This is a genomic window from Sphingobacterium sp. UME9, from assembly GCF_014170215.1.
Lineage (GTDB): Bacteria > Bacteroidota > Bacteroidia > Sphingobacteriales > Sphingobacteriaceae > Sphingobacterium > Sphingobacterium paramultivorum.
Genome location: NZ_LZZP01000013.1, coordinates 762626 through 788556 on the forward strand (window position 1 = coordinate 762626; position 25931 = coordinate 788556).

At 36.1% G+C, this 25931-nt stretch carries 26 protein-coding genes and 1 pseudogene; 15 read left to right on the plus strand and 12 right to left on the minus strand.

The features are described 5' to 3' along the window. Window positions 1–27 precede the first annotated feature (27 nt). The 3 genes from A9970_RS22335 to A9970_RS22345 are packed head-to-tail and all read left to right on the plus strand — an operon-like array spanning window position 28 to window position 2855. Window positions 28–1461, plus strand: coding sequence for an efflux transporter outer membrane subunit (locus tag A9970_RS22335; protein ID WP_182983764.1), 1434 nt, complete (start codon window positions 28–30; stop codon window positions 1459–1461). 31 nt (window positions 1462–1492) lie between these two features. After that, entirely contained in the window at window positions 1493–1954 is a 462-nt protein-coding gene (locus A9970_RS22340; RefSeq protein WP_182983765.1) for a TetR/AcrR family transcriptional regulator, read from the plus strand. A gap of 1 nt (window position 1955) precedes the next feature. Then, window positions 1956–2855 (plus strand): helix-turn-helix domain-containing protein, encoded by a 900-nt coding sequence (locus tag A9970_RS22345; protein ID WP_182983766.1) that lies wholly within the window; start codon window positions 1956–1958, stop codon window positions 2853–2855. A 273-nt stretch (window positions 2856–3128) separates the two neighbouring features. On the opposite strand, the gene A9970_RS22350 is transcribed toward A9970_RS22345, so the two are convergent. Together A9970_RS22350 and A9970_RS22355 are read right to left on the minus strand one after the other, a co-directional pair. Continuing rightward, window positions 3129–3818 carry a GNAT family N-acetyltransferase gene (locus A9970_RS22350; protein ID WP_182983767.1) on the minus strand — a complete coding sequence of 230 codons (690 nt, stop codon included), beginning with the start codon at window positions 3816–3818 and terminating at the stop codon, window positions 3129–3131. Between the two features lie 410 nt (window positions 3819–4228). Beyond that, entirely contained in the window at window positions 4229–4948 is a 720-nt protein-coding gene (locus tag A9970_RS22355) for a hypothetical protein (protein ID WP_182983768.1), read from the minus strand. Window positions 4949–5114: 166 nt separating this feature from the next. On the opposite strand from A9970_RS22355, the gene A9970_RS22360 reads away from it, so the two are divergent. The 4 genes from A9970_RS22360 to A9970_RS29095 all read left to right on the plus strand — a co-directional run bounded on the left by A9970_RS22360 (window position 5115) and on the right by A9970_RS29095 (window position 7138). Next, window positions 5115–5594 (plus strand): hypothetical protein, encoded by a 480-nt coding sequence (locus tag A9970_RS22360; RefSeq protein ID WP_182983769.1) that lies wholly within the window; start codon window positions 5115–5117, stop codon window positions 5592–5594. 123 nt (window positions 5595–5717) lie between these two features. After that, window positions 5718–6224 carry a DUF4304 domain-containing protein gene (locus A9970_RS22370; protein ID WP_182983770.1) on the plus strand — a complete coding sequence of 169 codons (507 nt, stop codon included), beginning with the start codon at window positions 5718–5720 and terminating at the stop codon, window positions 6222–6224. Between the two features lie 151 nt (window positions 6225–6375). Further along, the gene (locus tag A9970_RS22375) at window positions 6376–6741 is read left to right on the plus strand and encodes a hypothetical protein (protein ID WP_182983771.1); all 366 of its coding nucleotides are present in this window, start codon (window positions 6376–6378) and stop codon (window positions 6739–6741) included. A 136-nt stretch (window positions 6742–6877) separates the two neighbouring features. Next, window positions 6878–7138, plus strand: coding sequence for a sigma factor (locus tag A9970_RS29095; protein ID WP_182983772.1), 261 nt, complete (start codon window positions 6878–6880; stop codon window positions 7136–7138). Between the two features lie 304 nt (window positions 7139–7442). On the opposite strand, the gene A9970_RS22385 is transcribed toward A9970_RS29095, so the two are convergent. Next, on the minus strand, window positions 7443–8138 hold the full coding sequence (locus A9970_RS22385) for a hypothetical protein (protein WP_182983773.1): 696 nt from the start codon (window positions 8136–8138) through the stop codon (window positions 7443–7445). Window positions 8139–8316: 178 nt separating this feature from the next. On the opposite strand from A9970_RS22385, the gene A9970_RS22390 reads away from it, so the two are divergent. After that, complete coding sequence (locus A9970_RS22390; protein WP_182983774.1) at window positions 8317–8880, plus strand: hypothetical protein; 564 nt, start codon at window positions 8317–8319, stop codon at window positions 8878–8880. Between the two features lie 28 nt (window positions 8881–8908). Here the strand turns inward: A9970_RS22390 and A9970_RS22395 are convergent, their stop codons facing one another. The 7 genes and pseudogenes from A9970_RS22395 to A9970_RS22425 all read right to left on the minus strand — a co-directional run. Further along, the gene (locus A9970_RS22395; protein ID WP_182983775.1) at window positions 8909–9235 is read right to left on the minus strand and encodes a hypothetical protein; all 327 of its coding nucleotides are present in this window, start codon (window positions 9233–9235) and stop codon (window positions 8909–8911) included. Between the two features lie 39 nt (window positions 9236–9274). Further along, complete coding sequence (locus A9970_RS28960; protein ID WP_182983776.1) at window positions 9275–10741, minus strand: discoidin domain-containing protein; 1467 nt, start codon at window positions 10739–10741, stop codon at window positions 9275–9277. 171 nt (window positions 10742–10912) lie between these two features. Beyond that, on the minus strand, window positions 10913–12769 hold the full coding sequence (locus tag A9970_RS22405; RefSeq protein WP_182983777.1) for a RagB/SusD family nutrient uptake outer membrane protein: 1857 nt from the start codon (window positions 12767–12769) through the stop codon (window positions 10913–10915). A gap of 7 nt (window positions 12770–12776) precedes the next feature. Then, window positions 12777–16103, minus strand: a complete 3327-nt coding sequence (locus A9970_RS22410) for a SusC/RagA family TonB-linked outer membrane protein (protein WP_220801678.1) — start codon at window positions 16101–16103, stop codon at window positions 12777–12779. Window positions 16104–16313: 210 nt separating this feature from the next. Next, a complete protein-coding gene (locus A9970_RS22415; protein ID WP_182983779.1) occupies window positions 16314–17438 on the minus strand; it encodes a FecR family protein in 1125 nt (374 codons plus the stop codon). 58 nt (window positions 17439–17496) lie between these two features. After that, window positions 17497–18039 carry a sigma-70 family RNA polymerase sigma factor gene (locus A9970_RS22420; RefSeq protein WP_182983780.1) on the minus strand — a complete coding sequence of 181 codons (543 nt, stop codon included), beginning with the start codon at window positions 18037–18039 and terminating at the stop codon, window positions 17497–17499. A 123-nt stretch (window positions 18040–18162) separates the two neighbouring features. Further along, a pseudogene (locus tag A9970_RS22425) lies at window positions 18163–18258 on the minus strand (transposase); the annotation flags it as partial. A gap of 142 nt (window positions 18259–18400) precedes the next feature. Between A9970_RS22425 and A9970_RS22430 the strand changes: the two are divergent. The 3 genes from A9970_RS22430 (at window position 18401) to A9970_RS22440 (ending at window position 20223) form a co-directional block, all read left to right on the plus strand. Continuing rightward, the gene (locus A9970_RS22430; protein ID WP_182983781.1) at window positions 18401–18850 is read left to right on the plus strand and encodes a hypothetical protein; all 450 of its coding nucleotides are present in this window, start codon (window positions 18401–18403) and stop codon (window positions 18848–18850) included. 356 nt (window positions 18851–19206) lie between these two features. Beyond that, window positions 19207–19569, plus strand: a complete 363-nt coding sequence (locus tag A9970_RS22435) for a hypothetical protein (RefSeq protein ID WP_182983782.1) — start codon at window positions 19207–19209, stop codon at window positions 19567–19569. A gap of 216 nt (window positions 19570–19785) precedes the next feature. After that, entirely contained in the window at window positions 19786–20223 is a 438-nt protein-coding gene (locus A9970_RS22440) for a membrane lipoprotein lipid attachment site-containing protein (protein ID WP_182983783.1), read from the plus strand. Between the two features lie 396 nt (window positions 20224–20619). On the opposite strand, the gene A9970_RS22445 is transcribed toward A9970_RS22440, so the two are convergent. Together A9970_RS22445 and A9970_RS22450 are read right to left on the minus strand one after the other, a co-directional pair. After that, window positions 20620–21426 (minus strand): DUF6896 domain-containing protein, encoded by an 807-nt coding sequence (locus A9970_RS22445; RefSeq protein WP_182983784.1) that lies wholly within the window; start codon window positions 21424–21426, stop codon window positions 20620–20622. A gap of 43 nt (window positions 21427–21469) precedes the next feature. Further along, entirely contained in the window at window positions 21470–22036 is a 567-nt protein-coding gene (locus A9970_RS22450) for a GNAT family N-acetyltransferase (protein WP_182983785.1), read from the minus strand. 432 nt (window positions 22037–22468) lie between these two features. Between A9970_RS22450 and A9970_RS22455 the strand changes: the two genes are divergently transcribed. The 4 genes from A9970_RS22455 (at window position 22469) to A9970_RS22470 (ending at window position 25881) form a co-directional block, all read left to right on the plus strand. After that, window positions 22469–22834 (plus strand): hypothetical protein, encoded by a 366-nt coding sequence (locus A9970_RS22455; RefSeq protein WP_182983786.1) that lies wholly within the window; start codon window positions 22469–22471, stop codon window positions 22832–22834. Window positions 22835–22844: 10 nt separating this feature from the next. After that, window positions 22845–23336, plus strand: a complete 492-nt coding sequence (locus A9970_RS22460) for a DinB family protein (protein WP_182983787.1) — start codon at window positions 22845–22847, stop codon at window positions 23334–23336. A 104-nt stretch (window positions 23337–23440) separates the two neighbouring features. After that, entirely contained in the window at window positions 23441–24247 is an 807-nt protein-coding gene (locus A9970_RS22465) for an AraC family transcriptional regulator (protein WP_182983788.1), read from the plus strand. A 71-nt stretch (window positions 24248–24318) separates the two neighbouring features. Then, entirely contained in the window at window positions 24319–25881 is a 1563-nt protein-coding gene (locus A9970_RS22470) for a serine hydrolase (protein WP_182983789.1), read from the plus strand. Window positions 25882–25931: the final 50 nt, after the last annotated feature.

The following is a 25931-nucleotide window of genomic DNA, read 5'->3' on the forward strand; positions in this document are numbered from 1 at the left end:
ATACTACAGAAGCATAAGAATTAAAAAATGAGATCAAAAAATAATATATGTTTGGGTATTATATGTAGTTTGTTACTGCTTTTAGGCTGTAAAACAAATAAAGAGATTCCAACCTTGCAGAAAGAGCAACTGCCCCAACAATTTTTAACAAAAAATGAATCGGTTGAAGTCGATACAGCTGCGGATCTTGCCGCGCTTTCCTACCGTGATTTTTTTAAAGATGAAAAGTTGATTGCACTAATAGACAGTGGACTGCTACATAATAATAATTTGCTTGTAGCCGTAAAGCAAATAGAATCGGCACAAGAGACGATGAAAAAGATGAAATGGGGCTATCTTCCTGTCGTAGATCTGTCCGTTGGAGCGGCCTCCATCAATAGACCATCCAACAATAGCATGAATGGTATGATGGCAAGTCAGTTTATGGGCAAATCCTATATGGAAGACTATTCATCTACACTCACCTTATCTTGGGAAGCGGATATATGGGGTAAGATTAAAAACCAGAATGCCGGCGCTCTCGCGAGCTACCTCGCCCAGAAGGAAGCGACCATTGCGGTACGTACTGGATTGATCGCTGGAATAGCACAGGGCTATTACAATTTGCTTTTATTTGATCAGCAAAAGCTAATTTCTCAACAGAATCTGGCTATTGTAGACAGTACGCTCCAGATTACTCAAGTTCAGCAACGTCTTGGTCTGAGTACCTCCCTCGCTGTTCAGCAGATGGAAAATAGCCGTGATAATCTCTTGAAGTCCATACGCGTCATTGAAGAGAACATTGCGATACAAGAAAATGCATTGCAAGCTCTTGTTGGACAATTTCCTAAAGACGGTATTTCAAGAGGAGATCTTTTGAGTTTAGTGGAGCGGGACGTTTTTGCGACAGGTGTTCCTGCCGATATGTTGAGCCGTAGACCAGATATCAAACAGGCTGAATATACATTTTTACAGACTGTTTCTGATATCAAAGTGACCCGAGCGAATATGTACCCCGCCTTACGTATTACAGCGCAGGGCGGTCTCAACTCATTTACCGCAAGCAATTGGTTTACTGTTCCTGGCTCCTTATTTGGTATGCTGTCTGGTTCATTGACGCAACCGCTATTGCAGGGGCGTCAATTAAAAACTGCCCATAACCAAGCGATCATAAGATCTGAACAGGCAGAGCTGCAATTTAAAGAAACGATTTTGCAGGCTGTAGGTGAGGTGTCAAATACGTTGGAGCAAATCGCATCACTTCAAGATCAACAACGATATAATGATCAGCTTGTAGCGCGCAATCAACAACTCGTTAAACAGGCCAAAGTATTGTTTAAGAATGATATGGCTACCTACCTTGAGGTATTAACTGCACAACAGAGTAAATTACAAGCCGAACTTGATCAGATGCAAGTGAAAAGTAAAAGACTGTATACCGAAGTAGTTCTTTACAAAGCTTTAGGTGGCGGTGCTAATTAGGAGCGTAAATTGAAAGTAACAGGTAGTAAAGATGGAAGACAATGGTTTTATAAGGCAAGCAATTGAAGATTTGAAGCCACTGTTGATTGACAGTGGATTTCAAAACCTTAAATTGGATGCTATTTTAACATCGTTAAATATTTCGAAAACAAAATTCTTTCGGTATTTTGGAAGTATGGGAGGTATCATGGAGCTGACTGTTTATCATGAACTCAGCGCATGTTACCGTTCATTAGCATTGAAGATCCGACAGGAAAGGAATAAAGAGCATGTGTTATATAAGATTATATCACACAGAAAGAAATTTATTGACAATAATCCTATTCTGCATATTTATTATGCCACAAAAAAGGGTTTTACCAGACGCTTTGAACCCTTAAAAAAAGCTGTCGTTCAAAATGAAAATGATCTTTTGCATGAGATGCTAGCACAGTGTTTTTATTCCGAAGCTGACATCGCATTTTTCAAGCAAAACATCACAAATGAGATCTGATATGGTAAATAAGATAGCAAAACTCACTTTTAAAGACTATTTAAATGAGAAGATCCTAGGTAATTGCTATTATTCGGGACTTCTAGTCTCTAAGTCGACGAAAGCTGAGGTCGTAAATTATTTACGTCAGACGCCAGTACGTTTTGACCATTTGGGGATGTGTTTAGTGAAAAATGGTCGTGTAAAAGTATCCCTCAACTTTGTCGAATATACCCTTGAAGCAAATACACTTTTCTTTTTGTCACCTATGGTGGTTATGCAAGTAATCGATTGTTCGGATGACATTGAGATGCACACACTTTTTACAGAATTTGATCTCTTTCAAAAGGTAGGTTTACCCGTTTACAAAGCATATTCTATGGAAAAGATTGGTCGGGAAAACGATACAATTTTACGGCTTGATACCAGGGACTCAAGCCGTATTTTTGAATATTTTATGAATTTGGAACGACAGAATACAATGGATTCGGAAGCTATGTTCCGTTCGGAAATTATTAAAATGACACTGATGCTTCTGTTTTATGAAATCAGTTCAAAAATTAACGGTAATCTGGCGCGCTCTAGTGACGGATTTGAGCGTAAAAATCGAATGGTAATGGATTTTTTGAATTTAGCTTCATTGCATTTTAAAACAAATCGCTCTGTACAATATTACGCAGATAGGTTATTTATCTCTAGAAAGCATCTAACTCGTATCGTCAAAGATGTTACAGGACTCGGCCCCAAAGCCATATTAGAAGAAATTGCTATTTCTGAAGCAGTTATTTTGATGAATGTATCAAGTATGTCCGTGAAAGATGTAATGCAGGAACTAAATTTTTCAGATTATGGTACTTTCAGTAAATTCTTTAAGTTACATCTAGGGCAGTCGCCTATGACCTATCGCAATCAAAGTCTTTAACAATCAAGATCAAAAGATGCATTTAAGAAATGAAATCCTTCAAAACAAAGATTATTTAAAATATTTAGGTTTGAATCTGTTATCCTAATGAGATTAAAAAGTGAATCCCAATTCTGATAGCCTTCGTTCATGGTTATTCATAAAATATCTCATCAGTTTATATTGTTCGGTATCCTGATATGCAATCAATTTTATTCCATTTTTAGATACGTGATAGATATCAGCATAGTTTCAACGCAAATCGAGTTCAAGATTTCAATTTAATATCGGATTTTATATACTTCCTTTTTTGATAAGATTCCAAAAACTGATCTTTCTCCTTGTATAAAAACCAAGTTTTTCATACAATTTAATAGCTCCAATATTTGTTTCTGCAACATGTAGGTATGGAACTTTATTTTCATTAAATATTTTACTGCTTGTATGTGCGATTAATTGTTTAGCATAACCTTTACCAGTATGATAAGGGTCCGTAACAACAGCACTTATCTCGGTATAATTATTCATTTTCATCCTTTCTCCTGTCACAGCGATCAATTTGCTATTCTTATAGATTCCAAAATAACGTCCTAGTTCCGGTGTGTTAGCCTTAAAATATCCCGGTTGGACCAAGTTAACAAGTTCAAATAAATCTATCTTCTGTCCAACAGTTTTAAGTTCAATTATTTGCTCAGACATATCTACTTCAGGAGCTTGGTTAAGTAGCATCTGATTACAAACTAATTCATTTTTTAATTCGACTTTGCTGCTTAAAATTGGTTTTTCTCCAACAACATAAAAACTATCTGCTAATAATGCGTACTGGTCAATTTCGATGTCAACTTTCTTCTGGTTTATAAACCCACCAAAAGTACAATATTGAGGATGATAAAATTTTGCGTTTTGACTGTGGTTAGACGCAAAAAAATGATGTGTCTCAATCAATGAATACCAAGCGGGGTTATCTAATTTTTCTGTTTCCATTTTAAAAGTAAAAAGATACTTAAAGCCTATCGACAGCGGCTTTAATAAATTTAACAAAATGTTTGATCATTAAGTGATTCATAGAGATCAATAAATTCTATTTCGCTGGCAGCGAGCGTATTGCTGGGTTCTTTCTAAAAAAATGTTAACATGTAAGTCTACCCTAGGGGCGCTCATCCTTGCCCATCATGCCCTTTGATAAAGGAAATATGCCTATTTCTTTAGATCAATAAATTTCCAAAGGTTGAATTTGGATTTTTTCTTAATTTTCTCAATATGCTTTCCGAATATTTTTTCTAAATCAGGTGGGATTTAATCTCAACTTTCTCTCTATCTGTGACAACAATGTTTAGTTTATTTCCCATTTGCAAAATCTACGCTATGGTTAACAGACAATATGCATCTGTTGTTCAGTAATATTCATAATAATTGCTTTGAAAATATTGCGCTCTCCTCAGCGATAAATTATCCGTAATGAGCTGATTTATGTCATCTATTACTTTGTTAAGCCGTTTGATTTGACTTAATTTCCGCTGAGGTTCAATACCGTTATTATTCGCTGTTTCATCAGCGACAAGCTGTCTTAGCCCCTGAATATACAGTTGTTTTTGTTTATCGATAGCATACTTTTTTCGAAGCTCGCTCTTATCTTTTGGCATTAGGTAAATCGCATATTCTACTTCCGCCAGGAGCCTTTTATGCTGATGTCCAAAGTACGTACCTCCTTGTTCAATTAATGCAAATAATTCATTTATTTTTGAAAATAGCTGAAATAACCTTTTGCGCTGTGCGGCATATTTCTGCTCACCATTTACCTGCATTAGGAAATAGGAATAGAGCATACAATAATTATCCTGTCCAGCCTCACTACTGAACTCCATATCGCGTTGGAGTTGATAGCTCAATGTAGGATCAAATGTCTCTTCAAATAGAAATTCAGGATGATTACTTAAGATAGTGTCAAAATCCTCCCGACTGTATACCAGCGAATCATTTGTCTGAAAATGCAATACGATTAATGAATCTGTTGCCAATGGTATTGCAATAGCTTTTGCCAATGCGCCGTTTTGATATCCCAACAAAAGTAATGTAACAATACAGACCTGAAATATTTTCACAACTAGCTTCATGATATGGCTTTACTGGTTTTTGAATTTACAAAACAGGATGTAAAAAGGCAAAATAAATAGCTCATTAATTATAATTTCCATCTCCATTTTTTATCTTGGTACCACATAACCCAGATATAGCTAAAGTGACGGATTTTAATGAACTTTTGTAGAAGAAGATGGTACAATGAAATTAAATATTATTTATGTTATGCTGGTTATTATGATAACAAGCTGCACAAAACAACAGTGTGGTTTTTATCAAAATAATAAGTCAATTGAATATATTCAAAGAATTATAGCTAATAATCCACAGCAATTCTTTAATAATTCTAATATACCAAAGTCTTATTTTACAAATAAATACAAGGACCGGTATGCAAATATGGATGAAGATTTTAAAAAGAGATTGAGTGAAAGAGATTTCAACAGTTTGAAAAATTACTTTAGCCAATTATCTATTGATGAAATTCTTTTTTTTAACTCAGATAATATGCTATTTAAGGTTGGGCAAAATGAAGGCTACTTAAATACACATGTATACTATTTGGGATTTCTTAAAAATATAAAGGAACAGGATCTTGCAAAATATTACGAAGTTGAAGATTTTAGGAATTGCAATGGAAATTGGTATTCAGCTACTGTTATTCAATCACTAGCCCAGTAAGTCTCAAATATCTTTTAATCCTAATCAGATCAGTAAAGGAATTGGTCAATTAGAAAGATATAGGGCTGTTTTGAAAAAATATTTTGGGGAAAGTTTTAATACGGTTTTAGCGTTTTATTAATTATGAATAAGATTAAATTTAAGCAAGCAATAGATCAAATTCTTTTACCACACAAGTTTGTTAGAAATAAAAATACTTGGATATTAAAAAGCCCTGAAGTAAATAAAGTAATCTCAGTATATCAATCAAATTACGCTAATACCTATTATATTGACTATGGATTTATTATTAACAATCTTGAATTGAACGATCTTAACATGCACGTTTTTAAACGCCTAGGATCGTCAGATTATAATGAGCAAATTTCTATTAACAGCGTATTAAGTTTAAACAGCTCTATGTCAGAGCACGAAAGAGTTAGTCAATTAAAAGTCATTATTGAGGATAGAGCCTTGTCAGTTTTAGAAAAGATAAATACAGCATCTGATTTATCGGAGTATATTCAGGGGGGGGCCAATTTAAATATGATTCCTCTTGTGGTTAAGAATTATTTCCATTTAACCAATCGTAAAAATGTTAAAATGTGGGTTGCTAAAATTTCATCAGTTTTCGGTTTCAATAAAGCATAAAAGTCGAAATACAAATCAGGTCATAAAGATCTTATCAGTTCAGGAGTCAGGGTAATAGGTATCAGACATCTGCCCTGAGCATGGCATCAGTCAGGTACCATTCTATTCATGGAAAAGTATTATCTTTCGTCTCGGAAATCTAATTTAAAATATGGGAACTTCGATCATTTTTGTCTTTATTTTATTATATATCTTGGCCATCTATTGCATTTTTTTACGGAAGAAAATGATTCGGATTGCAGTTGATGAATATATAGATTTTGATTTAGAGCAGCATAAATTCGAGTTAATATCCTATCAGGTACTACCGTCAATGTCTATCGGTAATTTTGCGAAACTATATAGCACTACTTTTGGCTATATGTTCGCCCTTACGAAGCTTCATGATCCTCTTCAGATTTATTTAAATCTTAAAGTAAAGAACAAGTTTAATGAAATCCGTGTTATTACAGCTAAGGTATCTTATGGTCTTTTTGATGGCATACATGACATCCAATATGAGCCGGCCCTGCTATAAATTTGTCGAACCAATTTTAACGCTATGGGCCAAATTAAGCATTAAAGAGATCGGAGAATTTGGATAATGACATTCTTATATTGTTGCAAAAATTGATATCTTTATTTCCCATAGACCATTTCATATTTTTATTTAAATGCAAAAGTTGAATCAAGATCCCTTTTTATGGACTAAATTGCGGTATGCAATTGTATTCGATCGAGACCAGCTTGCATTTAAAACTTTATTTAAAAAAAATTACCCCGATTTATATGACTTTGGCCATGCAAATATTAAGTCACCAGTTCCAGTTGAGGATATTATTTCGGAAATTTTCATGAAATTGTGGCTATTGGAAGATAAGTTAATGGAAATTGAAAACATCAAAACTTATCTTTTTAGGTCTGTAAGATCTTAAGCAAGATCCAAAAGAGCAAAATAACATTGCTGCCGATAATCCCAAAAAAGTAACGGAATTACGTCGTCTGATCGAAAAAGCGCATGTTGAAAGCACTATTTTCCCTTTGATTAAAAAGGTCCAATAAATCAAAATCTTTTAATATTAAATTAGCCCGATCTTTTTATAAAAAGATCGGGCTAATTTTCTTTGTAAAATAGTCTATCAACTTGACCTGGAAATTTTAATTTCCGAAGGTTATCTAAAACCAATCGGGAAATCATTTGCCAAAAGAAATTTCCATATCCAAATCCAATGATCAATTCTAGGTATTCTTTTTTGACTGTTCTATTATTTTCCGCTTAACATCATGGCTACTGTTGTATTTAAGCTTTTCCGAACCACATATCTCACAAGCCATAACTGTATATCTAAATGGTTTTTTAAGTTGAAATTTATTTTTCGTTACTGGGCTAGTAAGGTTTTTACAGGTCTCGCAATAGCATTTGTCACGTTGTTCGCGGGAGATATTTAAGCCTTCCATTTCGACGAAGATTTTCATTTCCTCCAAGATGAATTCTTTTAAATTCTCAAGCGTAAGCCCTGGATTGTAAATGGTTGAGTTGTTATAGTTCAAATAGTCCAGATCCTCGTCAATTTCATAAAAGGCGATATACCTGTAGTTGTATCCGCTCGCACATACAATTTTCTGCATTTGGCTGAAAGCATATTCTATACTGACCTCTTTTCTGATCGCTTTTTTTGCGATTGTTAAGGCATAGTTTCCCATTAAATCCTCTTCGCTTTTCTCTATATTTAATTTTAGATCAGCAATTGATTTCCAAAAATAGATTTCGCGTTCTTCCGTAGATGCGTTATCCAAACCAGCTAATATATAAAGGTTATCACTCTCATATCCCAAGGTTAACGCATTGACGGCCCAGACAACCAAGTGTTTACTCTCAAAATACGTCAATACCCTTTCCGCATAAATTTCAAGTGTTAATTCTTCAAGTGTCATATACTATAATTGTTAATCCTCGTTTTACTGTTGTTAGGTATTTTAGCTGGATATAAAACAGCTAAAACTAAACAAATATACACTAAAGGTGCGCAGGGTACTTGCGCAGTATATTTATGACGATATTTATTTCGAAACTGAAGAAAAATTCGCTGTGAACAATTACTATTGTAAATAAATGGAGATCAAATTTAAAATCGAAACCTTAGGCTATCTTGTATCCGAGATTTCATCCAATACAAAGCGATTTAAAATAGGGCATAGCTCAGCTTATGGCGATATATTCCAGGAGCTATTAAATAAGTTTTTCTTTATCTATGAAATCGTAAGAGAAAAAGATACAAAGTATTTTCCTCATTCTACCAATGTACTCTGGGAGGACGATTTTGTTAATTATAATTGGACTATAAGTATGGATTCAATTGATTCATGCATCAATATCAAAATTGAACAAATGTCACCTTCTAATGTATCGTATAAAGAGGTGCTGATTCAAGAAGATATTGAAACAGAAAAATTGTTCGATGCAATTTATCAATCACTGGAGAAAATGCTAGCAGAATTTGGCTTTGTTGGCTATAAGAAAAGATGGGAAGTAGGTAACTTTCCTATATATGAATACATAACGCTTAAGGCAGCAATAAAAGGGGGGGATTTAGAAAATACAAATTGTAACGAGGAAGACGAATGGAAGCAAAAGATGGATCTCAAAGATGAATTAGGTATTATTAGTATGAGCTAAATATTTATCTGTTATTTTTTAAAGATTTTTATGCCGTAGTAAAGTAAAATTCATCGATCAATTTTTCAATTACGGATACGTTTCGTTCCTCAATTTTCAGTCCACGCCATTCATATTCTTTGAGATATCTACAGTTAGTCCATTCAATTTCAAATGCTGCTTCTGTGATAGTTTTAGTGTTTTGCCATGTTTGCGGCCTGTTACTATAAAAGCATAATTTGTTTTCGATCTCATCCAGTATTAATATAGGTTTACGTTTTAAATAGAAAATCCGAATGCCTAAATCCGAATTTTCTTTCATTCTGATATACTTTTTATTCAAAATATATTGCGCTAGGTTATCGAATTTAGGCATGACCGGTGTTTTAATTTATGAGAGATACTATGATAGCAATTAATACAAATTGACTTCGGCTAAGGTTGCGAATGTTTTGCCTTCATAATCATTGAAAGACGTTATTTTAAAATATTGGAAAGTTTTTGGGCTGTCAAAGGTGAAATACTGTCTTCCATTGATAACCATTGTGCCTGTATACGCCTGAGTCCAATTGGCTCCGTCGTTACTGATTTCAATTTTAAAATCTTTAATTTTTCCGCCATTTCCAGTATTATCAAGTCTTGTGTCTATTGCTAAACCCGCTGCCGTCACAGCATTTGCGCCCGTTTTTACAGCAATAAAATGGGGATGTGGGGTCGCATTTGACCAAGACGTGTGCCAGTAAGAATTTTTGTTGCCATCTAAAACATTGGCTGCAGCATAGCCGCTCTGTTCAGATGAAACTCCCACAATGGACCAGCCTGTACGTGAAAGTAGGTCGCGATCTCCAAAATCTACTATTGGTTGATCATTTACAAATTTATAGGCATAGTTGTTCCAGGTATTGGTTCCATTTTCATGATGAAAGAATATCTGCAAGGTATATTTCATGTTTCCTTTAACGTTAAATTCCGAAACTGGCATGCGCACACTAAAGCTATTGTTGCCATTGGGCAATGTCGTGAAGGTAACGGATTGATAACCTGCAGCGTCGGTGTCTAGGATATTCCTAAAGGTGATATGTTTTGCAGGTACTGAGGATGTGTAGGTACCGGATACGACGATTTCATTATTTTCCACTTTCGCTAGAATGGAATTGATTGTTGTTGTCACAGCACCATAAAATGTTTTGTTTACTTTACTGAATACCTGGCAATTGTTTAATGTTGCAGCATCGTAGAAGCTCAGGAAAGTTGGTGATTTGCCATAGGTATAGTTTCCACTGCCCATTAGCGTCATTCCAAATTGTGGATTGTTTTTTTGCGATGCACTAGGACCATTGTGCGGCAAATTAATTCCATGCCCCATTTCATGGAGCAAGCCACCAATATAAATTGTCGCTTTATCCCCGACGAGTCCAGGAGTTCCAAGATTTTCATATTTTAAACCTGGATAATCTACCGCATAGCACCATCGACCAACGCCATAATATGGGATAGGATGATCGTCGGTTTCGCCTTGGTCATACTTTTTATTGGAAGCTGTGATGATTAGATAATGATCACTTGTTTTTTCTTGTGGATTCTGTTGAAAATAAGCATCTACCAGTGCTTTTATTGGTGCATCTGTCGAATAATCACTTGAATTTCCTGGTCCATGTATCGTGTGGATTTTAATTTTCGTATTGGAGCTATTTTTCAGAAGGCCGAAAGTTGTTTCACCAAATCCCCAATAGTTCATCCACTGTTTGTAAAAATTCTGTCCTTCGATCATGATTTTGCTTAATCGTTGTTCATAGTCGGCGTTTGGCGTAATGTTGTTCGGTACAAAATAGATAACGTTTAGATTGTAGGCGTAATCGGAAGCTAAAATTGTATCTGCCACTAGATCTGTTGGCTCTACATTGGTAAGGGAAATTGGTTTGGAACATGCCCCAAAAATAAGAGCATAGAAAACCAGAACATCTTTTGGATGTTAAAAATTAAATTTCTCATAATAAAAAGTTTTAGTGGTTTAAGGAGGGGTAGCCTTTTGACTACCCCCGGTGTTTAAAGATTACCAACCTGGGTTTTGTACCAGATTTGGATTGATTTTGATGTAATTTACATTGATTGGAACCAAATATTGTTTCGCTTCGAAGATTAGGGGGCGGCCACTCAATGTTATAGGTTTGTAAAAGTCTGTAGCTGTCTTCCCCACTGAAGTAAGCCCTTTCATCCCTTGTCGGTCGGCCGAATAGTCAGAAACAGCCGTCTTCCACCGTTTCCTATCGTATAAGGAGTGGCCTTCAAACATAAATTCAATTAACCTTTCTCGATGGATTGCTTCAATCAAAACTGCTCCTGTCGGTAGACCTCCATAGGAAACTTCGAGGCCAGGAATTCCGGCGCGTGTTCTGATTTTATTGAGATAGCCTAGCGCTGTTGCATCCAATGTCCCATAGTAATTGGCATAAGCCTCAGCATAGTTTAAATACAGCTCCCCTAAACGGATAATCGGAAAGGGGTATGCAGTCACTGTAAATGCGTTAGTAGCAACGTTTGTGCTCGGATGAATTCCCTTTTTGATAGCATATCCCGTATAGAGATGGTCCACATTTAAATTCGGCGTACCGTTCGTTAAGGTGGTACCGTTTAATTCTCCGGCTCTCAATTTAAGGATACGGGTCTGATCATTGATTTCATATTCTCCTCGGTCAAACCCGATGTAGGCATAGAAACGTGGCTCGCGGTTGCGGTGAAATTGTATGGTAGAATCACCATTGGCGATGGTAAATCTATTCGAATAGTTATACGTAGGATCCTTATCCGTTGGAACACCGTTTTTAGAATAGAAAAGCTCTACGGCATCCAATGTAGCTCCAACACCTCCGACAGGACTTCCCGAACGCCATCCACGAGGAACAGCAAGCGTTTGAAAAGAATACTGTGCATTATTGTCTTCTTTATAGCCTGAATAGCCCCATATTAGTTCGGAGTTCCATGGATCGACCATTTGCCAGCGTGTATTGAGTACAGCTTTTTTAAATGGATCGGTTACTGCCGTTTTATTATATTCATATAATTTATACCCTGCACCCTCTGCTTGATCTATAGCTTTTTTAGTTTCGTCTAAAGCTTTTTTCCATTTTTCTTTGTCATATGATTGCGCTGTGAGCTGTTTGCCATCGGGGTTTTTAAAGTTAGCGTAATCAACATTGCCATTAAACAATGGACTTGCAGCATACAGAAACATGCGTGATTTCAACGACTGAGCGGCTATCCTGGTCACCCGGCCTAGATCTCCATTATTTACAATGGTATTGGGCAGGTCTGCCGAAGCTTCATCAAATTTATTAGCAATAAAGGTCACACATTCGTCGTACGGACTTCTGGGTTTAAAAAATTCTGTTCCCGTTGCATCTGTAGGTATAAGCTTGTCCACTAAAACAATAGGACCATAGTTTTGTAACAGTACATAATGAAAGTATGCAATCAAGTATTTGGCTTCGGCACGCCAGACCTTTTTCTTTGCCTCCAGTTCTTCTGCAGAAATGGTAATAGGCTTAGTTTTATCTACGTTATCAAGGAAAAGATAACATTGTCTGATTCCCTTATAACAGTTTTGCCATATATCCAATACAGGATTGTCGGCGCTATACTGCGCTTGTTGTATCTGTAAAAAGGTGAAATATTGTGATCCCCAATGATAAGATGCTGCGGTTTCATTGGACATGATCCATGAAAAATTAGTTCTTGCATCATTATAGCGTGGGATAAAGGAATAACAGGTATATAAAAATCCTTCCGCTGTGGATTCGTTTTTAAATGCATCATTCATATTAGGTGTGGCATCAGGGACAATGTCCATGTACTTACAAGATCCTAGTGTTAATGTGAACGCGGTTATATAGATTAAAAATTTCTTTTTCATAATTCCATTAAAAGTTAAATTGGGCACCAACTGAGACAATACGGTTGTTTGGATATCTCAAACCATTTCCACCACCTAATTCGACATCCCAGTATTTAAATTTGGAGAAGGTTAACAGATTTTGGCCCGCGACAAAAATCCGCGCAAATTTGTGTGTAAAACCAATCTCCGCATTTTTTAAACGTATAAAACTCGCATCGCGCATCCAATGGGTAGAGGTTTCAAAGTTACTATGGTAAGCGACATTGGTAATCATACGAGGGTACATAGCAGGGGTATTGCTTTCGGTCCAGTAATCGTCTGCAATGTATTGCAGTAAGGCTGAGCTTTCAGGGCTGAAAGGATGTATTCCCGATACAAACAAACTTACTTTTGCTGTACCTTGGAAAAATAAGGAGAAATCCACCTTTTTATATTTTGCCGACGCTCCAAATCCATAAACAATCTGGGGTACCGTAGGATTGCCGATATAGGATTTGTCGAATGCATCAATTTTGCCATCATTGTTTAGATCCATATACTTGATGTCTCCTGGTTTAAGATCTTTACTCAGCGTATTTTCGGGACTATTGGCGATATCAGCATCATCCTGGTAATATCCAATTGCTGTGTAACCATACTCTACGTTTAATGGCCTTCCTATAGCGGATTGATAGGAGAATAATTGAGCAGGTTCATCCCTGTCTAGCAGTTTATTTTTGGAGTATGTGAAAGTACCGCGAAGATTAACATATAGATCTGGTGTCAATTGTTGTTGGTAACTTAAGTTACCATCTACACCACTGCTTTTTACCTTACCGATATTAGCATATGGGGTTAGCCCAACAACTCCGACTTCGGCAGGTACGACCTGACGCTGCATAAAAATATTACTTCTTGTTTCGGTAAACCAGTCTGCTGTTAACGATAGCTTATCGTTAAACATGGATAGATCCAAACCGGCATTTATTTTTGTTCCTTTTTCCCAAGTTGCGCCGGGATAGCCTAGCTTGGAAATAACAGCGCCAGACTGTGTCGTCTGCCAGTTGTTTCCGAAGGTATAACTGGCACCGTTGAGGTTAACCTCCTCTAGGTAAGGAAACCTAACTGCAGCACCGCTGCTGTTATAGACGCTGGCATTTCCGACGATACCCCATGATCCACGGAATTTCAAACTGTTTATCGTTGCTTTTAATGGTTCCCAAAAACGTTCATTTGAGATCATATATCCGGCTGCCAATGAAGGGAAAAATCCAAAGCGCTTTCCTTCTGCAAAGGCTTCGGATCCATTGTATCCGAAATTTCCCTCGAAGAAATAAGTGTCTTTGTATCCGTAGGTCAATCGACCTGCAATTCCTTGATTTCTCGTTGGTAAGGAAGCGACGAAGCTTGAAGGATTATTTGGGCTGTAATCGCGACTTAAATAAGCCAGCATCGCACCCACTTTGTGTTCTTTAAACTGTTTCGCATAATCAACAACAAAGTTGATGTTCATCAGTCTGTCTCCTTCTGAACTTAAACTAGTTGACAACGCAGTTGTTCCTCTTGTAACATTCCGGTAAGTATAGTCGTACTTACCATCGGTTTCCTTAAAGTCACTGACTTCATAATAAAATGGAGAACTAGTTCTAAGATTATTAGATTTCGAAACGTTCGTGAATGATAAAAGCCCCTTAATATTTAACCCATCCAATAGGAATTTCATATCTTGGTTGAGCTCAATGGCTCCCATATTCGTAGCTGTGAAAGAGGAACGGTATCCGCTGACCATATTTGCATAGGGATTGTAATAGATGTTATTACCCGTACCGGATGGAATGGGGCCGCCATTTAAGTTCCCGAACATGATGTGGTCAGTAGCGCCTGCATTGGGAGGCAATACAGGTGCAAATAGTGCTGGGGGAGCCAGAAACAAGCGGCTATATAATTCTCCTGACGTCACTGCCGAACCATTGTAGTCATCCAGTCTGGAATTGACACGTATAACTGCTTTTGTTGTGTTTGATAAACTCACACCAACGTTTGCAATCAAATTATACTTTCTAATTTTAATATTGTTGTCGAAACTGTTAAATGGATCTTTCTTCAAGAAACCATTATCGTTGTTGAAGTTGGCACTTACGAAATAATCTGCTTTTTTTCCTCCACCGGCAACATTGAAGTTGGCATATTGATTCATGGACATATCTTTAAATAAGGTAGAATACCAGTCCACATCCGGATAAGCTATCGGATCAAGATGATTTTGGGTATTCGTTATTTTTTCGTCCGAAAAACGTGGTGCCAATCCTCTGTTGCTTAATGCATAATTAAATGCATTCATGTAATCTACAGCGTTAGAAAATTTGACAGGGCGAGTAGGCGAGGCAAAGGTGTTTTCAATTCTAAAATTTACTCTTGCTTTATCAAAGTCACCACCACGTTTTGTTGTAATCATTAAAACACCATTGGCACCCCGTGCACCGTATAGTGCTGTCGCTGAGGCGTCTTTTAGTAATGAGAAATTATCTATTGCTTCCGGTGGAAGATTGTTCATGTCGGTGATAGAAGATTCTATTCCATCAATAAAAATCAATGGATTGCTTGGTCCTGCAAAAGTCGATATCCCACGTACCCAAAAGTTCGATCCGTCTGCACCGGGTTCAGCTCCACGCTGTACGGCGATAATACCCGCTACACGACCAGCAAAAGCATTACTTAAAGTAGACGTCGGTACTTTAAGGTCCTTGGCTGATACCGAAGATATTGCCCCAACAACAGATTCCTTTTTTTGCTTTCCAAAACCGACTACCACAACTTCATCCATTTGATTTGAAGTTGTGGTCATTACGACCGACACAGGCGAATTTGAATAAGCAATTGTTTGGGTATCATATCCCACAATATTGATTCGAACTTTTGATAAGGTGCTGGAGACTCTCAGCGTGAACTTTCCGTCGGAATCCGTCTGTGTATTGCGATTGCTGCCAATTTCAGCTATTGTTACATTGGCGAGTGGCTTCCCTTCACTATCGTGGACGACACCCTTTAAAGTTAGTTCTTGTTGAGCAATAACGACATTGTTGTTGCCATTGCTTTTAATGACTACGGTAGTACCGTGGACAATATAGCTGTATTTGCTATTCGAAAAGATCTTATTTAGTGAGACTTCAAGCGGTGCATTTTTGAGCACTACACTTGTCCTCAAGTTTTTCAGAAGACCTTCCTCATAGATAAAGCGTACACCGGTTTGCCCAGTGATGTTCTTTAGGACGCCTTCAACTTTTGCATTATTTACATTTACAGTTACTTGAGCTGAAGTGGATGCGTATACTCCTAAGCTTGATGCAGCAAGTATAAATCCTGTTAATTTCATCTTGATGAAGTTGTTCAATAGCCTTTCCTTGTTTTTAGGGCATAAAAAGGCTTTTGAATAAAAAAATTTATTCATAAATTGGTAGAGAATTAATGGTTTGCAATAATTTTTAATTCATAGACTTTGCAGGGGTACGCCAATACTCCTGCTTTTTTTGAAAAGTAATCTGTGTAAGTTTAAATCATAACTTTTTGGTTTTAAATGTTTTGGTTATTTTTTGTTTTCGATTAATAATTTGTTGCCTTCTATTTTGAAGCTATAGTCGGTGAGGTCGTTAAGCGCACTACAGACCTGTGCCAATGATGAATTTTTATTTATTCCTCCCTCATATCGTTTTTGACTAAGTGTACCGTTATAAACGACATCTATTCCGTACCATCTGGTCAGTTCGTCGAGAATCTGTGCGACACTCTTACCGTCGAAGGAGAAGAAGCCATCTTTCCAGGCTGTAGCTTCTTCGGGATTATCAAGCTTGGAAGTTTCCAGTTGGCCATGTTTCGATAGTACTTCATTTCCTGCTGAAATTTCGATTTCTTGCCCATTTTTTCTTACCTTAATTTTTCCTTCCGTAAGCTGCACCTTCGGTTCGGCGTCGTAAGATTTTACGTTAAATGCTGTTCCCACGGCCTGAATATCCATTCCATGTGTTTCTACGATAAATGGACGGGAGGGATCTTTTGCTACTTCGAAGAATGCTTCACCTTCTAATTTTATTCTCCGTTCATTTTTGCTGAAATGTGCCAGATAGGATAATTTCGAATCCGGATTGACCCATACTTTAGTTCCGTCGCTTAAAGTAATGGTATAGGTCGATCTTTTAGGGACCGATAAGATGTGGGTTTCGTTATCTTTTGCAGCTGATATGAGTTCTGTGTATTTAGCGTCGTTTTTTAATTCAATCCTATTTTGATTTCCAATAGCAAGTTCAGCATAAGGTACACCGGGCAGTACATCGTTTTTTTGTCCAAATTTTGTGTCAGCAACAATATAGTCTGGTTTCCTGTTTTTTTGATTCCAGGTCCATAATGCTCCAGCCAATAAGAATACAACAATAGCTGCGGCGGCATAACGGGCGAAAACTATATTTCTTACATTGGATCTATTGCGGTTTAGTTTAGCTGTAAACTTGTTGAGTTCATGATCTGTATCAATATGTCTAATATCAAATGGGGTCTGAATTTCTCCTTTTTCAAAGAGCGAGGTGATTAAAGATTCTGCTTCAGGATATCTGTTGACTAATCTATTCCAGTCTTCTAGTTGCCGTGGAGAAAGCAATGTGCCCTTCGCTTTGAGCGCAACCAATTCTGCCAATAATATTTTATCAGATTCTATCATAATTTAAAACTAAGTAACTTGAGACTGTAAAAAGGGTGGGTGAAAAGTTTAATTTTTTTTAAAAAATTACTAAATAACTCAAAATGAGTGTAATAATTGATGTGAAAAGGAAGAATGATGTTAATTTTTTTCTTAAGATCCGGAGCGCAAGTATTCTTTGGGATTTAACGGTATTAATCGAAATCTGCATTTCAGAAGCAACTTCTTCATATTTTTTACCCTCCATGTATATCAAACGGCAAACATGTTGACATCTTTCAGGCAGTGCATCTAATTCTCTGTGCAATGTACCAATTACTTCAGATTCGATGAGACCTTTCATAAGGTCGACATCAGCTAAGTCATAATTCCCCAATGAGTTGGTGTATTTCTCTTCCAGTCGATTTTTTCTTTGGTGGTTCATGGACAGATTCTTTACGGTTGTGTAGAGGTAACTTTTTTGCACCAAAGGATCTTTTTCCAGTAATAGTGGATTGTCGATGAAAACCATATAAGCATCATGTACAATATCCTTAGCAATCTCCTCCGACTTAACGAAAGGATATGCAAAAGTGCATAACTGTACAAAGTAAGATTTAAATATGTCATCAAATGTTGTCACTCAACTATATGTAGATGATGTTAAAGAAATAAAATGAGCCAATTGTTCAACAGCTAAATATATGCAATAAAAAACAATAGTAACAAATCTGCCACTGACCTCTCCCCGAATTTAGACATGTTTTCCTTTAAGCCTGCCGACCTCTTCCACACGCGTACCCGTCTCAGACTGTTTGATCGCAAAGTCTATCTGTGCTTCGGAAAACCTTGATTTTTTTATTGGTTTTCCACCTTTTAAAATTAGTAATTCAAGCACAAATTCTCTACTTTTAAATGCTCCAGTTTTTTGGGAAGACGTCAAAAAGTGAATACTGATTTACCGAGATCTTTAATATTTAGAAGAAATGATAAATAGATGTTTTGTGATGCTATTTCTAACATTTTTATTTGTGAGATGCGACTTTGAGACTAATATCGTAGATCCTCAAGCTTCACATGCTATACAAGAATCTGCAAAATCAAAAGTGCTGGTATCAATCGGACGGCCCACAAATCATGATAGCAGGTTAATTAAAGAAATATGGGTCGAAAAAGCATGGAAAAATTCTATAAAGCATGGTAAACATTATAAGGAAATTTTTGATTCTAATCAAATTGTGTTATCCATCAATGAAAATCCAAAATACAAAATAGAGGATTATGGTTTACTTTGGAAAATGTATAATTCCAAGGGCGATGTTTTTGGAAGTGGAAACGGGGCTTTGATTTTGGATGACGTTGGAACAAGTGATTCAATTAATCTTACTTTGTTTAATGTAAGCGATTCAACAAGGACTGAAATAGGAAGCTTTAAGTTTTATAAAAATCAATAGTTGATTTTTGTGTCTGATCCATGTAAATAGGAGTGAAAATGGTCCTAATAAATAGCTATCGTTTCACGCCTTTTATGCCATTTGGAAATCCGAGTTTTACCGTGTTAGTCGGAGTAGAGGTAATGGATAAAAATAAATCGGCAAGATATTTTGAAGTTAGCGTAAAGTTTTTGTTCAATAGCGTGCAAAAAATAGAATTCTTCGAATAAGGAATAGGTCAGATAGACTACAAAGAAATCTTGGAAGACAGTACGATTCAAGGGCAAAATGCGGTGTAGTTGTTCAAAAAAACTTAGTTGCTCCTTATGGAGATGATCCAAGGGGTCAAAGGTAGATTAAAGCAGGGGTGAGGTATTATGAAAAGAAGAAATAGGTTAGGTTTTATTCTATGGGCAATTGTACTTGTTGCAGCTGCTTTCGTCATTTATAAAATGTCAACATTCTCACTATTTGACAGTGAGGTAAAACGTCTAGCAGAGTTTGATGTTCCTAAACAGGATTATAAATTGAGGGTGTATCATGTCCCATCAAATGCTACAATGCTTGATTATATTCAAGTTAGGAAATTTAAAAACAACAAAGAGGATATCCTTGAAAACTACGAAAGGTACGATTCCCTAGTATCTTATTTGTTGTCAGATACATCACTGGAGCTAAGGATTATTAATACCGTGCAAATGAAACCTAGAATAGATACACTGATATTAAGATTGAAATAGCTTTCTTTGCTTTTTTATATTATAATACAAGCCCAAACTGATGAAAGATTCAAAGAGAATCTGACATCTAATTAGAAATTCAAGACAAATTCTCTACTTTTAAAATGCCCTGTTTTGCGGGAAAGGTCAGTTCTAGATGAATTTTAAAGTTATTGTGGCATGATAACAGGGATTGAAACCTAAAGTAAATTATTATAAAAATTATCAAACAGGACGATGAAAAAGATTCTTTTGTTAATCATACTGGTGTTTTTTGTTAGCGGTTGTTTTCAAAAGGCTGCCCTTGAAAAATCACGAATTGATTATAGAATAGGAAATACTTTTATTCGACTTTATGTTGATCATTCAGGTCACGCTACCGCTCAATCCGGGCGGTTAATTGAAAAGGGCGATAATAGCTTTGTCATAGGTGGTGTTTCGGATAGCATAGCGTTTACTGTTAAAGCTGGTGGTGAATTTATAAGTAGGTTGAAAAAAAATAATAAGCCTGTAATTGAAGCCGGGAATGGTTATAGTCGAACCCAAATATTTATCGGTGACTCTTTGTATTATGATACTAATGTGTATAGTTCGAATTTTTGGAAGTTATATTCCATAATTTCTGAAGACATACCCAATGAATTTAATCCATTTAAAACACATCAATTTGATTAGTTTTTTCAATTAGACTATTGGTATGAATGATCTAATATTCTAATAAAATAATATTAGTACTACCAGAGGTTCCGGATAGATTATAAGGACTCATTTATAAATGATATAAATTTAGCCGACGTCACCAAATACCGTCTCTTTATTTTTTAGATATAGGCATTAATTGTCTGTTGCGAACTTAAGGATGTCTTGATCGATAGTTTCAGTTCGATTTTGTATTCCCATTTTCCTGTTGTATGCTTCACTGTTTTTGTGATGTTGGATTTATCGGTATAAGTGATTTCACAGCTTGTGCATTCGACTTTGTCGCTGAATTCATCTGATAAGGAAATCAGTTCGATTTTTCTATTGAGCGCTTATCCTTGCTTATCATGCCCCTTGATAAAGGAAGCCAGCTCATCTTTTTATACCAAGAAATTTCCAAAGGTTGAATTTGGATTTCTTCTTAATTTCCTCAATATGCTTTCCGAATATTTTTTTTAAATCCAGGTCGGATTTAATCTCAACTTTTTTTCTATCTGTGACAACAACGCCAGTGTGGCCAGGGACATTAGAAGGGATCTCTTCAAATTTTCCTAATGCGGTCATTTTTTTTATTATTCTTAATCCGTCCGCATATTCGCCAAATAGGGGAATTGGCAGAGGCCTATAGTCTGGTGAAGACAGGATAAACTTCATTAAAAAATATGGATCTAAATCTCCAAACTCGAGTCCGAAGGCAAGAGGAACCTCAATACATTGTCCCGTTGTCAAATGTTGAAAACCACAGTGAAAACCATGGACGAAATACTTCCATTCAGCAACTGTTCCTATCTGTCGATCGTCTCGTTTTAACTCGTTAAATGTATCAAGTGGAAAATCCTGGTTTAAGTTTAAGTCAAGTTTGTCGACCAATATAAATACTAATTGCTCACCAAGTTTCCTGTAATCTTTCGCACACTGTTCAAAAAAGTCCTGTTGGTCTTCAATCTCTTGATCTGTAATAAGTTTTACAATGTTTAGTTCTGGTTCGACCGTATGGGTCAAAACTTGGAAACCTGAAAGTGCATGTTCGAGATATTTTCCGACTTGTTCTCGCTGTTTATTTGTCTTTCCTTCAAAAATAAGCTTTAAGGCCATCTCTCTTGAAATGGACTTAATTTCATCTACTGTCGGAATTTGGTCAATTGACTTAATAGTGATTATATGTGTTGTTCTGTCCAATGCAATTCGTTTTAAATCGATCAGTTATGGCTATTTTTTTTGTTTATTTGCTTTTCCACTCTTCTTTAAGGATACTATAAACATAGGTTCCTTTGCTTTCTCCATACGATTGGAGGTTGTAATTTCTTAAAAGCCCCTCTTTAACAGCTCCGATCTTTTCTATTGCCTTTTGTGATTTCAGATTATTAATATCTATTTTAAATTCGATTCTTCTTAGCTCTAAATTATTAAAACAATAATCAAGAAGAATTTTTTTGCAGTTTGCGTTAACGCCTGTTCCCTGAAATTTCTCGCCAATCCATGTCCAGCCTATTTCCAGCCTTTTATGCTGAAAACTAATATTTCCAAACATCGTTATTCCGATTGGAATAGTATTTTCCTTACATACGATTATCAACGGATACAGCTCTTTTGCTTTTTTCGCATCAAGACAGAAGTTAAAATAATCTATTAAATTATTTCTGTTCATGACTCTTGCTCCAAATTCCCCCAATTCTTTACTATAACTTATGGACTCAATGCAATCTATGTCATTCATGGTCAAAGGGCGCAATAGAATTGTATCGCTTTCAAGAATCAATTCAGATGAAAAAAAAGTTTCTAGGGTCATTGTGGCAATTGCTTTATATCTGTTTTCTATGGAAAACTAAAATATGGAAAGTTTTACAGACTACCTAGTGGTGTTATTCGCCTTATTGAGAAAATATGGTTATTTATCCCGAATGCCAAGCGTTTTGAGTAAATATTTCAGGGATATGAAGATGACTCAAACCGATAAGCGGAATTTGCGAAAGCCATTGATTGTTTGGATGCATGTATCCGTAATTTGAATGATGAGGCGAAAGATAGCTCCGATGGTTATACAGAGGTATTGATTAGACAGAAATATTCGATTCGCGTTTCTAAATTTAAGGTAACGAATTAAATATTTTAAAACATTATAGATCAGCTGTTTGCTTTTTAAAAAAATATAAATCTTAGTATTCAAGATTTTTCGATCTTAGGGGGGAGGGAATAAAGAAATTGTTACAAAATAATAATTATGAAAGACCAAGATTTGTTTATTAAAGAGTTGATTCAATTGTTTCCGAGTTTGGAAGAAGAACTTTTAGATGAAGATCACAGAGATTCTATTACCTTTCAAATGGGCCGTTTTAAACGATTTATACAGCAAGCGATAGCTAAAAATGACGGGGATAAGTTTGATGCTATGGTAGTTTTTTTAACTAAGAATTTGCCTTTAGTTGATAAACGGGTTCAAAATGCCATTTATCTAAGTTTTTTGGGTAAATTGGATTTGTCTGTAAACCCCCATTTAAAAAAACGCTTAGGACAGGATTTAGGTGAGGCTTATACTGATATAGAGAATTACAATAATTCTCCAAGAAACAATCGCGGCGCCGAGTAAAAAGTCAACTATGCAAGATTCAATTATGATAAAAGACGCACTTTGGAGCCAGTTTGGAGCTAGTTTAGACATGCTCGAAAACGCGATCCATATGTGCCCCGATGAATATTGGGACACCGCATTAGATTTTTGGTACCTGTCTTTTCACTGTCTCTTTTGGACAGATTATTATTTATCTGTAGAACCCAATAAATTTGAGCCACCAAAACCGTTTACATTTTCAGAATTTGATCCGACGGGCAAAAAACCGGACAGGACATATACCAGATCAGAAATTCTTGCGTATTTGGAGCACTGTAGACAGAAAGCTAGAAAGCATATAAGAGAACTCACACCGAGCAGAATGAATGCCCGTTGGATCAACGAATCTAAAAACTTTTCTTTCCTTGAGATTCTATTGTATAATATGCGGCATATTCAGCATCATGTTGCACAATTGAATTTATACCTTAGACAGGCTATTGATCGTGCTCCGAAATGGGTATCTCAGGTGAAAGAATAAACTAATGCTAAGGCCGAGTCGAGACGCTTTTTTTTAACTCCTGTATCTCCAACAATGTCGCAGAAGACCAACCTACTATTCGTTATCACTAAAAAAATGATCAATTGAAATTACAGTTTTATATACCAGAAAATGAAACCTTAAGAAAATACATCGAGGGCTACTATTTCATTGCTGATGAGTCGGAAGGAGTTGAAGAATATTTTACCTTCCCGAATAACTATTCCATCGTTTCTATAAATTCAGATTCAAGCGTCACATTTAGTGAAAATCAAATCTCAATTGTCCCTTCAGCAAAAAAAAATATCTATGCTAGCTTGATTTATAATTATACTACGCCAATAACAATACATTACGAACGGCCCATTAGAGAGATAACGATTTATTTTAAGCCGCTTGGAATCAATCGTTTTGTAGATAATCTGGAGACCATGTTTTCTTCAAGGCAGCCCGTGGAATTTGTATTTCATTTTGAAGATTTTGAAGCAGAAATGAACCGTATTTTTCATATTACCGATAGACAGCTTCAGCGAAATGAATTAGAAGCTTACTGGCTCTCGAAGTTTATAATCAAAGATTTGAGCAAAATCGAAAATATATTGGTTGATCTTGAGTCTAATATGAAAATTGCGGACATTGCCCAAAAGAACAATATTTCAAGAAAACATCTTTACAAAATTATTCATAAACATCTTGGGAAATCGCCGATGGATTACCGAAAAATATTTAGGTTTAGGAATACGATAAATAACAAAGGAAGAGTTAGAAATTTTACGGAATTGTCCTATAAAAACGAATTCTATGATCAGCCCCACTTTGTAAAAGACTTTAAGGCCCTTACTAAATCGAGTCCGAATTCCTTCTTTAAAAATGTAGATATCGAAATAAAGAATATTTGGCGTTTCATATAGTAGGTAACATTTTTACAATTTTTAGTTTTTTTTTTATTGTTACTTTAAGCTACATTTTGACAATATAAATCATGAAAAAAAGAGTATCTGAGTTTACCTTATTAATAGCATTGTTATTGATCGCACTTCCGCTTTACTCCCAATTATCTTCTCAAAAGATCGACTCGCTTATGGAAGAAGCTTTGGTTAAACTGAATGTTGCCGGAGCCTCGATTGCAGTTGTGAAAGATGGACAAGTGATTCACCAAAAAGGATATGGTATTGCTTCAATTAGCACGAAGGAAAAAGTAACAGAATATACTAACTTCCAGATTGCATCCAACACCAAAGCTTTCACTGCGGCTGCGCTTGCAATATTAGTAGATGAAGGAAAGATAACATGGGAGGATAAAGTAAAAGATCATATTTCCGAGTTTAAAATGTATAATGAGTATGTAACCGATAATTTTAATATCGTTGATTTATTGACTCATCGTAGCGGCCTTGGACTTGGAGCAGGAGATTTAACATTTATTCCCGATGGAGCTGATTTTACAGTGAGAGATCTGTTTGGTGTTTTCCAACATTTCAAACCAGTTTCTTCATTCCGGACAGAATATAATTATGACAATTTATTATACATCATTGCAGGAGAAATTATCGCAAGGGTGAGTAAGATGAGTTACGAAGAGTTTATTCAAAAGCGAATCTTCATTCCTTTGCAGATGAATTCTTCATTTGTCGGAGATTCAAGTATTCAAAATGTCAAGAATCTGGCAGCACCGCATTCTACAGCAACAGGCGAATTAAAAAATATAGAGCGTTTCAATATTGGCATGATTGGACCAGCCGGCGGAATATATTCCAATGTATCAGACATGTCAAAATGGATGATAACACAGCTTAATAAAGGGCGCTATGGTGCAGAATTAAATACATCATTGTTTAGTTCTTCAAGCAGCGGAAAGATGTGGACGATTCAAACGGTTCTACCCAACTATATTTCAGAACGATATCACACGCAATTTAACGGATATGGATTAGGTTGGTTGTTAAATGATATGAGAGGTCATCTTACTGCTATGCATACCGGTGGCTTACCCGGAATGTTATCACAGGTGATGTTAGTACCAGATATGAAGTTGGGGATAGTTGTTTTAACCAATACAGAAAGTGGGGGCGGGGGGATGGCATTTGCTGTTACTAGGGCAATTATTGACAGTTATTTTGGCTTGGATGATGCAAAATGGATCGACAACAGAGCCCGAAATCTCTCTCGCAACGTCAGTGCAACAGATGCGGTAACAAAGAAAGCTTGGGCACAGGTAGATTCTGTAAGCAATATCAAATACAATCGTCAGAATTTTATTGGTATGTATAATGATAAATGGTTTGGACGAATAGAGATTTATGACAAGGATGGTGAGCTCCGGATCAGGAGTTTGCGTTCACCAAAATTAAATGGTCGCATGTTTTTTTATGACAATAATACATTTGCCGTGAAATGGGATTATCAAGATATGAATTGTGATGCGTTTGTGATATTTTCTTATGGTAAAAAAGGTAAAGCCCAATCTTTTAAAATGAAAGGAATATCACCTGCGATCGATTTTAGTTTCGACTTCCAAGATCTGGATATAAAGCGAATAGATTAAAGCAGGTATAGGAGATGTTGTAGGTGTTACAATCGTTTAAGTAGGGGCTT

Coding starts and splice junctions, on each gene's coding strand:
- A9970_RS22335 (WP_182983764.1), top strand. CDS start 28: ATGAGATCAAAAAATAATATATGTTTGGGTATTATATGTAGTTTGTTA.
- A9970_RS22340 (WP_182983765.1), top strand. CDS start 1,493: ATGGAAGACAATGGTTTTATAAGGCAAGCAATTGAAGATTTGAAGCCA.
- A9970_RS22345 (WP_182983766.1), top strand. CDS start 1,956: ATGGTAAATAAGATAGCAAAACTCACTTTTAAAGACTATTTAAATGAG.
- A9970_RS22350 (WP_182983767.1), bottom strand. CDS start 3,818: ATGGAAACAGAAAAATTAGATAACCCCGCTTGGTATTCATTGATTGAG.
- A9970_RS22355 (WP_182983768.1), bottom strand. CDS start 4,948: ATGAAGCTAGTTGTGAAAATATTTCAGGTCTGTATTGTTACATTACTT.
- A9970_RS22360 (WP_182983769.1), top strand. CDS start 5,115: ATGAAATTAAATATTATTTATGTTATGCTGGTTATTATGATAACAAGC.
- A9970_RS22370 (WP_182983770.1), top strand. CDS start 5,718: ATGAATAAGATTAAATTTAAGCAAGCAATAGATCAAATTCTTTTACCA.
- A9970_RS22375 (WP_182983771.1), top strand. CDS start 6,376: ATGGGAACTTCGATCATTTTTGTCTTTATTTTATTATATATCTTGGCC.
- A9970_RS29095 (WP_182983772.1), top strand. CDS start 6,878: ATGCAAAAGTTGAATCAAGATCCCTTTTTATGGACTAAATTGCGGTAT.
- A9970_RS22385 (WP_182983773.1), bottom strand. CDS start 8,138: ATGACACTTGAAGAATTAACACTTGAAATTTATGCGGAAAGGGTATTG.
- A9970_RS22390 (WP_182983774.1), top strand. CDS start 8,317: ATGGAGATCAAATTTAAAATCGAAACCTTAGGCTATCTTGTATCCGAG.
- A9970_RS22395 (WP_182983775.1), bottom strand. CDS start 9,235: ATGCCTAAATTCGATAACCTAGCGCAATATATTTTGAATAAAAAGTAT.
- A9970_RS22405 (WP_182983777.1), bottom strand. CDS start 12,769: ATGAAAAAGAAATTTTTAATCTATATAACCGCGTTCACATTAACACTA.
- A9970_RS22410 (WP_220801678.1), bottom strand. CDS start 16,103: ATGAAATTAACAGGATTTATACTTGCTGCATCAAGCTTAGGAGTATAC.
- A9970_RS22415 (WP_182983779.1), bottom strand. CDS start 17,438: ATGATAGAATCTGATAAAATATTATTGGCAGAATTGGTTGCGCTCAAA.
- A9970_RS22435 (WP_182983782.1), top strand. CDS start 19,207: ATGAAAAGAAGAAATAGGTTAGGTTTTATTCTATGGGCAATTGTACTT.
- A9970_RS22440 (WP_182983783.1), top strand. CDS start 19,786: ATGAAAAAGATTCTTTTGTTAATCATACTGGTGTTTTTTGTTAGCGGT.
- A9970_RS22450 (WP_182983785.1), bottom strand. CDS start 22,036: ATGACCCTAGAAACTTTTTTTTCATCTGAATTGATTCTTGAAAGCGAT.
- A9970_RS22455 (WP_182983786.1), top strand. CDS start 22,469: ATGAAAGACCAAGATTTGTTTATTAAAGAGTTGATTCAATTGTTTCCG.
- A9970_RS22460 (WP_182983787.1), top strand. CDS start 22,845: ATGCAAGATTCAATTATGATAAAAGACGCACTTTGGAGCCAGTTTGGA.
- A9970_RS22470 (WP_182983789.1), top strand. CDS start 24,319: ATGAAAAAAAGAGTATCTGAGTTTACCTTATTAATAGCATTGTTATTG.